The sequence below is a fragment of the Cytobacillus spartinae genome, assembly GCF_042865285.1.
In the GTDB taxonomy this organism is placed as follows: domain Bacteria; phylum Bacillota; class Bacilli; order Bacillales; family Cytobacillaceae; genus Robertmurraya_A; species Robertmurraya_A spartinae.
Window position 1 is genome coordinate 214239 of sequence record NZ_JBIACK010000006.1, and the last position, 12489, is coordinate 226727.

The following is a 12489-nucleotide window of genomic DNA, read 5'->3' on the forward strand; positions in this document are numbered from 1 at the left end:
TTAGTAAGCCTATCAATATTTCTACTCTATATTATAATCTCCAATATAAATAACCTAACTCTTCTGCTCTTTTTCTATCAAACATTCCTTTCAAATCAGTTAGAACGGGTTTTTCAATAGAAAGTTTCATTGATTTAGGTTCTTCTAAAGTCGCAGCTACTTCACTATTTATATAATTAAAACTTGAATCAACATCCTTATAGAACTTTCGTATATCTTCTAAAGTCATTTCTCTAAAACAATCATGTGGGACTGCAAAAACTACAGCATCTAAGTCTTTCAATTCTTCTACATTATGCAATTTTATTCCATATTCGTTGAAAACTTCTTCTTGATCAACTAACGGATCTATTACCATAACATCTACACCGTAATCATTTAGTTCATCAATTATATCAGTCACCTTTGTATTTCTTACATCCGGACAATTTTCCTTAAATGCAATCCCAAATATGCCTACTTTAGACCCTTTAATTTGTTTATCAGCTTTTATCATATTTTTAATAATATTTTCAGCCACGTATTTCCCCATATCATCATTTATTTTTCTTCCAGACAGAATAATTTGAGAGTGATAGCCTAATTCCTCTGCTCTATAGATGAAATAATAAGGGTCTACACCAATACAATGACCGCCGACTAACCCAGGAGTGAAATTCAAAAAATTCCACTTTGTCCCAGCCGCTTCTAATACAGCCTTTGTATCTATTCCCATTTTATTGAATACAATAGATAATTCATTCATAAAAGCAATATTTATATCTCTTTGGGAATTTTCTATAACCTTAGCAGCCTCAGCAACCTTTATGCTTTCAGCCCTATGGACACCAGCTTCAATTATCATTTCATATACTCTTGCAATATCTTCAAGTGCTTCTGCATCTATTCCTGATACTATTTTAATAATATTTTCAAGTCTATGGATTTTATCTCCTGGATTTATCCTTTCTGGAGAATAACCTACTTTAAAATCCACTCCGCATTTTAATCCTGATTCTTCCTCTAAAATGGGTATACAAACTTCTTCTGTAACTCCAGGATATACTGTAGATTCATAAACAACAATAGAGCCTTTTACTAAATTTCTACCTACTGTTCGGGATGCTCCCAATACAGGAGATAAGTCAGGAGTTTTATCTTGATTAATTGGTGTTGGTACAGCTACTACATGAAATTTACAGTCTCTAATTTGCTTCTCATCCCATGTGAACAGTGCGGTTGATTGCTTAATAATTTCATTACCAACTTCATTAGTTACATCTATACCATCTCTATATTTTTTTATCTTTTCTATTGATATATCAAATCCAACTACATCAGCTACCTTCGCAAATGCTACAGCTAGCGGCATACCTACATACCCTAACCCAATTACTGAGATTTTTTCTTTCCTACTTTTGATAGCATCGTATAATTTCATATTATTTAATGTCCCTCCATACAACCCTGTTCACATAATCTGTATATGACAATATAATCCTCAATACTTTCTCCGAAACATTGGGCATTATATAGTCTCCAACAAGTCTTAATGTGTCATTATTTTGTGTTTCTAGAATTTCTAGCCCCTGTAATATTCTTTCCTTCTTAAGGCCAACCATCATTACCGCTGCTTCTTCCATCGCCTCTGGTCTTTCATGAGCCTGTCTAATATTAAGTGCTCTAAATCCAAGAATAGAAGATTCCTCACTAATTGTTCCACTATCGCTAAGTACCGCTTTAGCTTTAGTTTGAAGTTTCACATAATCATTAAATCCTAAGGGATTCATCGTTTTGATTAATGGGTTAAATTTTATCCCTTTAGCATTAATCATATTTCTAGTTCTAGGATGAGTGCTTACAATAACAGGCATATTATACTTTTCAGCAACAGCATTTAAACTATCAACTAAATCTAGGAAATTAGTTTCTGAATTAATATTTTCTTCTCTATGAGCCGATACTACAAAATACTTCTCTTCCTCAAGTCCCAATCTCTCTAATACATCTGATATCTCAATATCATCTTTTCTTGAGTTAAGGACTTCAAACATCGGGCTTCCAGTTTTAATAATTCTATCTGATGGAAATCCTTCTCTAAGAAGATATTCTCTTGCAATATCACTATAGGTTAAATTAATATCTGCTGTATGATCAACAATTTTTCTATTCGTTTCTTCTGGTACTCTTGCATCAAAGCATCTATTACCCGCTTCCATGTGGAATATTGGAATACGTCTTCTTTTTGCTGCAATAGCACATAAACAGCTATTAGTATCTCCAAGTACTAAAAATGCATCTGGTCTTACTTCTTCCATAATAGGATCTACTTTAACTAAAATATTACCAATCGTTTCCACCGCTGTTCCGGTCGCTGCATTAAGAAAATAATCTGGTTTTCTTAAATTAAAATCTTTAAAAAATACCTCATTTAATTCATAATCATAATTTTGTCCCGTATGAACAAGCGTATGTTCAATGGCATTGGAATCTTCTAACTTATTAATAACAGCCGATAATCTTATAATCTCGGGTCTAGTGCCAACGACTGTCATAACTTTTAATTTTTTCATCAATTATACCTCCACGAAATAAGTGTCCGGCTTTTCTGGGTCAAAGCATTCATTTGCCCACATTACTGTTACTAGATCACTTTCCCCTACGTTTACTATTGAATGTGTATATCCGGTTGGAATATCTACAACTTGTAATCTTTCGCCACTTACTCTATATTCAATAATTTCGTTGGAATCAATCTTTCTAAAGCGAATTAAACCTTCTCCACTTACAACTAAAAACTTCTCATTTTTAGTATGATGCCAATGATTGCCCTTTGTAATTCCTGGCTTTGATACATTTATTGATACTTGGCCTCTTTCAGGTGTTCTTATAAATTCTGTAAAAGAACCTCTATGATCAGAGTTCATTTTAAGATCATATGAAAATTGGTTTTCGGGTAAAAAACTTAAGTAGGTACTATAAAGCTTTTTAATTAAAGCATCTTCCATATTAGGAATGCTTAAATTTGTTCTGCTTTCCTTAAAACCATTTATTAGGTCAGCCAATTCACCAAGTTTAATATTGTGTGTTTCAGATACTACACAAAAATCTCCTTGCATTGTTGGCTTTCCCTCCAAAGCTCTTGAGAATTCTTCTAAAACATCATCTATATAACAAAGATTAAGCTCTGCATCTGGATTATTTATTTGAATGTCCAAGCCTCTGGCCATATTATGGCAGAATGTGGCTACCACGGTATTATAATTAGGCTTGCTCCACTTTCCAAATAGGTTTGGTAGTCTATAAACATAGACTTTTACATCGGTTTCTCTGTAATAATCAAACAGTAAATCCTCTCCTGCCTTCTTACTTCTCCCATAAGGATTATCCTTCTCTGCTTGAATAGAAGAAGTAAGAAGAACAGGCGCTTTATTCTTATGTTTCTTTAATAGTTCTAGTAATTGGGAAGTTAAACCAAGGTTCCCTTTCATAAATTCATCTTCATCTTTTGGTCGGTTTACGCCAGCTAAATGAAAGACAAAGTCACATTCTTTTGTGTACTTTTCGAGAAGCGAAGGATCACTCTCTCTAGTAATTTCAAATATCTCATTATTCCCCTTATTTTTAAGCTCAGCAATAAGGTTTTTTCCTACAAAACCCTTTGCGCCTGTTACAAGAATTTTCATAGCCCTACCACCTTTAGTTCATCACGTGAACCTTTTTATTCCATTCCTTAAGCTCGTTTTGAACATAGTCTAATTCAAGTAATTTTTCTTTAATTTGTTCAATACTAAGAATTTGTGTATTATCCGAATTATACTCTTCCACAGTAGTAAGCTTTTGATCTCCCTCTGCAAAATACTTATCGTAGTTAAGATCTCTTTGATCCGCAGGAACTCTATAGAAACCAGGTAAATCTTCTGCCTTTACATATTCCTCTTTCGTAAGAAGTGTTTCATAACGTTTTTCTCCATGACGGGTTCCAATAATCTTTATTTCATTATCCGCATTAAATAATTCTTTTACAGCTTGAGCAAGATCACCAATAGTGCTAGCTGGGGATTTTTGAACCATAATATCTCCTGCTTCAGCATTTTGGAATGCAAAGACTACTAACTCTACCGCTTCTTCTAAACTCATAAGAAATCTTGTCATATTAGGATCCGTTACTGTTAAAGGCTGACCACTTTTAATTTGTTCAATAAATAAGGGTATAACTGATCCGCGTGAGGCCATAACATTACCATATCGAGTTGCACAAATAAGAGTTCTATCCGATTCTACAGTTCTAGACTTGGCAACAATTACCTTTTCCATCATTGCTTTTGAAATACCCATTGCATTAATTGGATATGCTGCTTTATCTGTTGAAAGGCAAATTACTTTTTTAACCCCATACTCAATTGCAGCTGTTAATACATTATCAGTACCTATTACATTAGTTTTTACTGCTTCAAGAGGGAAGAACTCGCATGATGGGACCTGCTTTAATGCTGCTGCATGGAAAATATAATCCACCCCATGCATCGCATTTTTAACGCTCGCCAAATCTCTTACATCCCCAATATAAAACTTTAATTTATCATTTTTATAATGCTTTCTCATATCGTCTTGCTTTAATTCATCTCGAGAAAAGATACGAATTTCTTTTACATCAGTATCTAGAAATCTATTCATTACAGCATTTCCAAAGGAACCTGTCCCACCTGTAATTAATAAAGTTTTATCTTTAAACATCCTTTATCCCTCCAAGTTAGTTAGGGTATTTTCTAACAACGATATAAATCTTTCCTTACTATAATTACTAATATAGTAATCATATGAACACTTAGACATTTCTTCTTTTTTATCACTGTTACAGAAATCTATTATTAAGTTGGCTAATTCTTTATAATCTTCAGCAGCACAACATAATCCACAATTAGCTTCTCTTATTACGTGGCTTGCCTCACCATTAATAGCCCCGATTATGGGTTTACGAGCAGCCATGTAAGACTGTACCTTGCCTGGTAACGTGTATGAAATAGCTTTATTATTCTTCAAAGTAATTAACATTGCATCTGCTAACCCATAGTAATACGGCATTTCACTTACGGGTTTTCTACCATAATAGATGATGTTGTCTAACTTCATTTGTTTGCTTAGCAATTTACATTCTTCTAATTTGGATCCATCTCCAACTATATGAAATGTTATATTAGTGTGCTCGCGTAATTCATTTGCAGCTTTAACTATTGTTTCCACGCTTTGCATATCACCAATATTTCCAGCAAAAACAAAATTAAATTTATCATTCTTAGGAACTTCAATGCTTTCAGTAAACAAGTCCTCTGCATATTGCGGTAGATGATGTATTTCCTTTTTATACACCCCAAGAGTACTCCTGAAATATTCTTTAAACATACTAGAAGTTACTGCTATGGAATCTGCAGAGTTATAAATCCATTTAGAAAGCTTCATAAAAAACTTGTAAATCATTGAACTTTCTTTGATACCTCCAGCAGCTAAACTATCAGGCCATAGGTCTAGGCAGTAGAGCAAAACCTTTTTCTTATGCCTTCTCTTATAAACAATAGCTGGGATCCCCATCATTACGGGGGAAAGTTGATTGACTAAAACTACATCAAACTTTTCATTCATAAAAAATGCCTTCACCGATCCTGATACTGCAAAGCTTAGATAGTTTAAGAAAAGCTTTAATTTACTGTTTCCACGACCTATCTCAAAACTTCGTATTACCTTTACACCGTTTAACACTTCATTCCTTTTTGCACCATGCCGGTAACCATCAAGTACTTGCCCCTCTGGATAATTCGGAAGTCCTGTAAGCACTGTTACGTCATGCCCTTTTTCTACTAATGTTTCACATATATCTGAAATACGAAAAGGTTCCGGATAGTAATATTGGCAGACAACTAAGATTTTCATTTAAGCATAAGCCTCCAATTTCTATTGAACCTTTTTTAAATACTCTTCAATTTCGATTTTTAATCCCTCAGATAGCGACATAGGTTCATAATCAAAATCTTCTGTAGCACTTTTATGAGAAAAGCTTCTATCTTCTCCCATCCGCTGAACCCTCTCAATATAGTCAACCTTTCCAAGCGTGAAGACTTTTAGGAATTTAGCCATAAAAACACCTAACGCTAAAGGGACACTAATAAAGGTCGTCTTCTTACCTAGAATTTGACTTATCAACCTAAACAATTCCTTCATTGAAATAGGACTTTCACCAGATAAAATATAATCGCCGCTCATTATATTAGATTTTTTTAATACCTGATAATATGCTTTTCCTAAATCTCTTCCATTAACAGGCTGTAGCAAATTCCTACCTTGGTCAATGATAGGAAATAACCTTAATCTATCTACCATTTTTATAAAAACAATCATATTACTGTCATTGATATATCCATAAATCATAGTAGGTCTTAAATATATTAGCCCTATCGTTGAATTGCTTTCCTTAATTATCTTGTCTATACTTTTCTCAATACCCTTATATTCTTCTGATGCGCTCTTATACTTTGAATAAATGCCCGTTGTATGAACGAGTATAACTCTCTTGACATCATTCTTAACAGCTGCCCTCGTTAAAGTAACGGAATAAAAGATAGAAGCTATATGCATAACTGTGTTAACACCGCTCATAACTTCATCCATAAACTCCTGATTTTCTAAATCTCCAACTACCTTTTCTATATTTAATCCTGAATTATCTATCAACGTTGTATCAGAATTTTCTCTGACAATGCAGCGAATTGGGCCTTCATATTTATTTCTAATAAGCTCTTGCAAGAAATACCTGCCACTATGTCCTGTAATCCCTGTAACTAATAACATTGCCTTCTCCACCTCTATTGTCCTTTTACTTTCATGATGAACTGGTCTCTTTAGAGCTCGCAACTTCCTTCTTTACTCCAGTCCCACCTTCAACAACCCCATCACTCTTCAAGACACTAACAATTGTTAAGAAGAAACACTTAACATCCATCCAAAAACTAATTTTCTTAACGTACTCTCCATCTAACTTAGACTTCACTTCAATCGGAAGTTCATCCCTACCATTAATCTGTGCCCAGCCAGTCAATCCCGGTGGCACATCATTAGCACCATACTTTTCACGTTCTGCAATCAAATCATATTGATTCCAAAGTGCTGGACGAGGACCAATAATACTCATCTGCCCAACAAAGATATTCCAAATTTGTGGCAGCTCATCTAGTGAAGTCTTTCTCAAGAACTTACCTACTTTGGTAATGTATTGATCTGGGTTTCCTAATAAATGAGTTGGAGTGTCTTTAGGAGTATCTATACGCATAGTACGGAACTTTAATATATTGAAATGAGTCTTATGAAGTCCGACACGTTTTTGTTTGAACAACACTGGTCCTTTTGAATCCAATTTGATAGCTATAATAAGAATTAAAAAAATCGGGGATAAAACAATAAGTGCAATAAAGGAAAGAACGATATCTATCAATCTTTTAATCTTCATATACATTTCAGATACACTCCTTAAGTTCTTTTAGTAGATTAGGACTTAATTAGAAGATCACCTCTAACCAACTACTAAACCACTAAAATTGTTATCTACTACTGATAGCCACCTCGTAATATCTATTCAATCTACCCTACAAATACGAAATAGATATTCTTGCATTTATCACTCAAAACCGAGTTTCTTCTTATTATATATACCATTCAATCAATCTATAAATCTCACTAAAAACGCCTCAAACCCATATCCCGCAAGGTTTCTAGAGTTCAATCTAAGCACGATAGTCAGTTCCTTAACTCCACTCAATATCTTTCCATATTTTAGGTTGTCGAAAAGCCCGTCAAATCAACCTTTTCCATAATTAAAACACTGTTTTTTAGCCATTTTATCTTTATATACTAACAAAATGGTACTATGTTATATAGATAACCTCCATATATTGTATATTTTCTCGGTTTTTCACCAAAAATAACACAATATGTTGTGGTTATCTCTTAACCATTCTGACTTCCCCCACACCATTCAAACAAAAATAGATGGTAGCTCAGATTCATACTCAAAGCTAGTCAAACTTAAGTCTAACCATCTATCTCAACCAATGCTTTAGTTACAAATAAGGGACACTCTCTTCCTCTTCCTCATCTTCATCAATATCCTGAATCTCTTTAGAATGTAAACTACATTCCACTTGCTCTTCAACATAGCTAATTATCCCTTCCTCAGGACAAATCTCCTCATCATAATCATTCAAATATTGTGTAAACCTAGAACCTGAGTGCTCAACATCCTCTAAATCTAAGTACGTTTCATACTTTCTTTCAAGTTGATCAGTATTCACATAACAAACATCTCTCTTAGAATTCTCAATCGTACCAATTATCGACGGTATAGCTATTCCAGCAATAATTCCTAAAACCGCAATAAAAGCAATAACTTCAACTAAAGTAAAGCCCTTAGAGTTAATCGTTCAATACCTCCATCATTATAATTTTTTAATCAAAAAGCTCGAAGAGCTTTAAGCTCTTAAAGCCATTATCCTTTTAGAAAGTTTTGCACTCACACACAAAAACAGCCCCCACCCACATGAACAATTCGATCATTCACATGAACAGGAGCCATTTTCTCAATCCTTACTCTCTCTATCTTCTAATCTATTCTTTTCTCTATTTTGAATTACTTATTAATCTTCTCCCCAAAACCTCCTCAAGATAAGCAACTAAATCCTCATTTAGCTCCCCATCCTGCAGCGCAAACTCAATCGTCGTCTTAATAAACCCTAACTTCTCCCCAACATCAAATCGCTCACCTTCAAAATCATAAGCAAACACTCGTTGGATTTGGTTCAACTTCTGAATCGCATCCGTCAACTGAATCTCTCCACCAGCACCCAGCTCCTGCTGCTCCAAAAACATAAAAATCTCCGGTGTTAAAATATACCGTCCCATAATCGCTAGATTTGAAGGAGCCGTCCCTTTTTTAGGCTTTTCAACAAAATTACTCACCTGATAACGACGTCCAATTTGTTGAGCAGGGTCAATAATCCCATATCGATGTGTATCTTCATCTTTTACGGTCTGTACCCCGATTACCGACGCAAGTGTCTCATCATATTCATCCATCAGCTGACGAAGACAAGGCTTTTCCGCCTGAACAATGTCATCCCCAAGCAAAACCGCAAATGGTTCATCCCCAATAAATTTACGCGCACACCATACCGCGTGACCAAGACCCTTGGGCTCTTTTTGACGGATATAATGGATATCTACTTTCGAAGATTCCTTTACTTTTTCAAGCAAGTCTAGCTTCCCTTTTTCAGATAGATTATTCTCTAATTCAAACGAGTGATCAAAATGATCTTCAATCGCTCTCTTTCCTTTACCTGTTACAATAATAATATCTTCAATTCCAGACGCTACTGCTTCTTCTACGATATACTGTATCGTTGGCTTATCCACAATTGGCAGCATTTCCTTTGGCATGGCCTTTGTTGCTGGTAGGAATCTAGTTCCTAAACCAGCTGCTGGAATAATCGCTTTTCTGACTTTTTTCATCTATGCACCTACCTATTTTGCAACCTTCATACGCTGAACCACTTTATTATTAGCAATAGACTTCACAAATTCACTCAGTACTTTCTCACTTTGTGAGTCAAAGCTCTCCACTAGCTGAGTCACTACACTAAAGTCGTTTTCAACTGATTTCCCAATAAAAATTTTTGGGAAGATGGCATCTGGATGAACCTCGTCTGAATTTAATAGCTCTTCAAACATTTTTTCACCCGGCCTGATCCCTGAGTATTTAATCCCGATTTCTTCTAATGAATATCCGGATAGCTGAATCAGGTTCTTAGCTAAATCGACAATTTTAACCGGTTCACCCATATCTAAAACAAATATTTCCCCACCACGTGCAAGAGATCCGGCCTGTAATACTAGTCGCGAAGCTTCTGGAATCGTCATGAAGTATCTTGTCATCTCAGGATGCGTGACCGTGACTGGCCCACCAGCTTGTATTTGTTTCTTAAATAGCGGAATAACACTGCCTCGACTTCCAAGAACGTTTCCGAATCTAACGGCAACAAACTTTGTCCGACTATACTTTGCAAGCTCCTGGATCACCATTTCGGCAATTCGCTTTGTGGACCCCATTACGTTCGTTGGATTAACCGCTTTATCTGATGAGACTAATACAAAAGTTTCAACGCCAAATGTGTCCGCTGCTTCTGCTACATTTTTCGTACCAAGAACATTATTTTTTACAGCTTCCTTAGGATTGTACTCCATGAGCGGTACATGCTTATGGGCAGCTGCATGGTACACCACATCTGGTTTATGTGTTTCCATTACCTCGAAGATACGATATCGATCTTGTATATCAGCAATAATTGGAATTATCTCAAATTGATCTCCATATGTGTTGCGTAGTTCCATGTCAATCTGGTAGATGGAGTTTTCGCCATGACCTAACAGAAGAATCTTTTTAGGTTTGAATTTGCAAATCTGGCGACAAATCTCAGATCCGATAGAACCACCAGCACCGGTTACAAGAATTGTTCTACCCGTGATATTTTTTGAAATACTCTTAATATCTAGCTGAACAGGCTCACGGCCTAATAAGTCCTCCACCTGAACATCTCTAAATTGTTTAACAGACACACGACCTAGCATCACATCTTCAATCAATGGCATAATCACGGTTTTTATCTTTGTTTTTGCACATTCCTCAAAGATGCTTTGCATATCCTTTTTACTTAAGGAAGGAATCGCTATGATAATTTTTTCAATCCCTAATTGATCTACCAATCTAGTAATATCCTTTGTTCTTCCAACAACGGGAACGCCATGCATATGTAGCCGGTATTTATGATGATCATCATCTACAAAGGCTACTGGAAGAATTCCTGAATCACGATTGTTTAAAAGCTGGCGAACAAGCATGGTTCCAGCAGCACCTGCTCCAATAATTAGCGCTTTCGTTTGCTCGACTTCTGATTTCACATATCGATCTCGATACATTCTCCAAGAAAAGCGAGACCCTCCAATTAATAGAACATGTAGCATCCAAGCTAGCATTAACGGTCGGATATAAACATCAAAATTAATAACGAATTGAACACCTGCTGTTAACGCAATTGTATAAGTCACTGCCTTCACAATTGCAACTAGCTCCCCAACACTCGCATATTCCCATGCTTTGTTATAAAGACGATAGATCGATGCAAAAATATGATGTCCAATTAACATACTGATGGAGCTTACTACTAGTGTCGTATTCGCAAAGATTTGCAATGTAGGATGAAGCATTATGTAACTAATGTATATTGCCGTAAGAACAATAAGAGAATCTAACACAATGAGTAACGCTAATCGTCTCTGATACGTCACCTGACCAACCCCTTGATAAAATGTTTCCCTATTTTTATCTATCTATTCGCATCTATATCTCTAATGAAAAAACACGTATAGTTACATGTCCTTTCATTAGGTATATATAATAGAAGAAACTCGGTATTTTTGGTTTTAGAACATCATAAATAAATTGGGCATCTAACCCGTCCTCACATCATACTATCGACAACGCTGTGTCTAAGGTGTATGTTTTGTGACCCACAGCATGACCGAGTGCCTCCATTGATAACGGTTAGGAGACATCCCCGCACTTCGTTTTGCTAAACGAAATAATAAATATTGGTCATGTGGAATATTTATTAAAAGATACCCAGAATCTTTTTTGTTTTTATTCTGGTAGGGATCTCTTTGTATACGTTTTTTCCTTGCACCACAAGTTCTGCATTTTCTTTGAACATATAAGCGTAGTCAACACCGTATTTCTTTTCTATTTCTTCGTAGGCTTCAGCCATTTTAAAAGATCGTTTTGAAAGATTATGTGCATCCGATGAAACAAAATGAGTGAGATTTGCGTCTATTAATTGAAGAGAGAATTTCTTAATTTTTTTACCGAAAGAACCGGCAATACTAGAGGCGGTTATTTGTGTTAAAGCACCTTTTTTAACAAATTGGTATAAAAGATCCGGTTGTTCTATTAATTCTTGATTTCTCTCTGGATGTACAATAATAGGAGTTAACCCGCTCATTTGAATGTCAAAAAGTAACTTTTCAGTATATCGAGGCACATGCCCGGAAGGCAGTTCAATAAATAAAAATTGGTTAGCATTGTTAAGGGTAAGGATTTCACCCTTTTCATAGTCTTCAAGAACCTCTCCATAAATACGAGGTTCCTGACCCGGAAGAATGGTTAGAGGAATTCCTTCTGAGATTAGGGTTTGATTCAGCTCGTCGACTTTTTGTAGAATTGTTTGTTTGTTATTTTCATAGCGTCCATTTTTATGATGAGGAGTAGCAATGATTGTCTTAATTCCTTCGTGAACAGCTGCTCTCGCTAAGTCCAGACTCTCGTTCAGGTCTTTTGAACCATCATCCAAACCGGACAAAATATGACAATGAATGTCAATCATTGCGGATATCCTCCTTTATTCCTGGTTTACCGAC

11 protein-coding genes and 1 pseudogene are annotated in these 12489 nt (G+C 35.5%); all 12 read right to left on the reverse strand.

Annotated elements, in window-relative coordinates:
* Window positions 1-31: 31 nt before the first annotated feature.
* The 12 genes and pseudogenes from ACFYKX_RS14205 to ACFYKX_RS14260 all read right to left on the reverse strand — a co-directional run bounded on the left by ACFYKX_RS14205 (window position 32) and on the right by ACFYKX_RS14260 (window position 12455).
* Window positions 32-1420: a nucleotide sugar dehydrogenase gene (locus ACFYKX_RS14205; protein ID WP_389361721.1), complete on the reverse strand. Its 1389-nt coding sequence runs from the start codon at window positions 1418-1420 to the stop codon at window positions 32-34.
* A gap of 1 nt (window position 1421) precedes the next feature.
* Window positions 1422-2552 (reverse strand): non-hydrolyzing UDP-N-acetylglucosamine 2-epimerase, encoded by a 1131-nt coding sequence (wecB, locus tag ACFYKX_RS14210; protein ID WP_389361722.1) that lies wholly within the window; start codon window positions 2550-2552, stop codon window positions 1422-1424.
* 3 nt (window positions 2553-2555) lie between these two features.
* Window positions 2556-3665: a capsular polysaccharide biosynthesis protein CapF gene (locus ACFYKX_RS14215; protein ID WP_389361723.1), complete on the reverse strand. Its 1110-nt coding sequence runs from the start codon at window positions 3663-3665 to the stop codon at window positions 2556-2558.
* 13 nt (window positions 3666-3678) lie between these two features.
* Window positions 3679-4716: a polysaccharide biosynthesis protein gene (locus ACFYKX_RS14220; RefSeq protein ID WP_389361724.1), complete on the reverse strand. Its 1038-nt coding sequence runs from the start codon at window positions 4714-4716 to the stop codon at window positions 3679-3681.
* A 3-nt stretch (window positions 4717-4719) separates the two neighbouring features.
* On the reverse strand, window positions 4720-5907 hold the full coding sequence (locus ACFYKX_RS14225; RefSeq protein WP_389361725.1) for a glycosyltransferase family 4 protein: 1188 nt from the start codon (window positions 5905-5907) through the stop codon (window positions 4720-4722).
* 21 nt (window positions 5908-5928) lie between these two features.
* Entirely contained in the window at window positions 5929-6822 is an 894-nt protein-coding gene (locus ACFYKX_RS14230; protein ID WP_389361726.1) for an NAD-dependent epimerase/dehydratase family protein, read from the reverse strand.
* A 31-nt stretch (window positions 6823-6853) separates the two neighbouring features.
* Complete coding sequence (locus tag ACFYKX_RS14235) at window positions 6854-7483, reverse strand: sugar transferase (protein ID WP_389361727.1); 630 nt, start codon at window positions 7481-7483, stop codon at window positions 6854-6856.
* 604 nt (window positions 7484-8087) lie between these two features.
* A complete protein-coding gene (locus tag ACFYKX_RS14240) occupies window positions 8088-8318 on the reverse strand; it encodes a hypothetical protein (RefSeq protein ID WP_389361728.1) in 231 nt (76 codons plus the stop codon).
* Window positions 8319-8372: 54 nt separating this feature from the next.
* Window positions 8373-8444: pseudogene (locus ACFYKX_RS14245) on the reverse strand (prepilin-type N-terminal cleavage/methylation domain-containing protein); the annotation flags it as partial.
* 199 nt (window positions 8445-8643) lie between these two features.
* On the reverse strand, window positions 8644-9531 hold the full coding sequence (gene galU / locus ACFYKX_RS14250) for a UTP--glucose-1-phosphate uridylyltransferase GalU (protein ID WP_389361729.1): 888 nt from the start codon (window positions 9529-9531) through the stop codon (window positions 8644-8646).
* 12 nt (window positions 9532-9543) lie between these two features.
* The gene (locus ACFYKX_RS14255; protein ID WP_389361730.1) at window positions 9544-11364 is read right to left on the reverse strand and encodes a polysaccharide biosynthesis protein; all 1821 of its coding nucleotides are present in this window, start codon (window positions 11362-11364) and stop codon (window positions 9544-9546) included.
* A gap of 323 nt (window positions 11365-11687) precedes the next feature.
* Complete coding sequence (locus ACFYKX_RS14260) at window positions 11688-12455, reverse strand: tyrosine-protein phosphatase (protein WP_389361731.1); 768 nt, start codon at window positions 12453-12455, stop codon at window positions 11688-11690.
* Window positions 12456-12489: the final 34 nt, after the last annotated feature.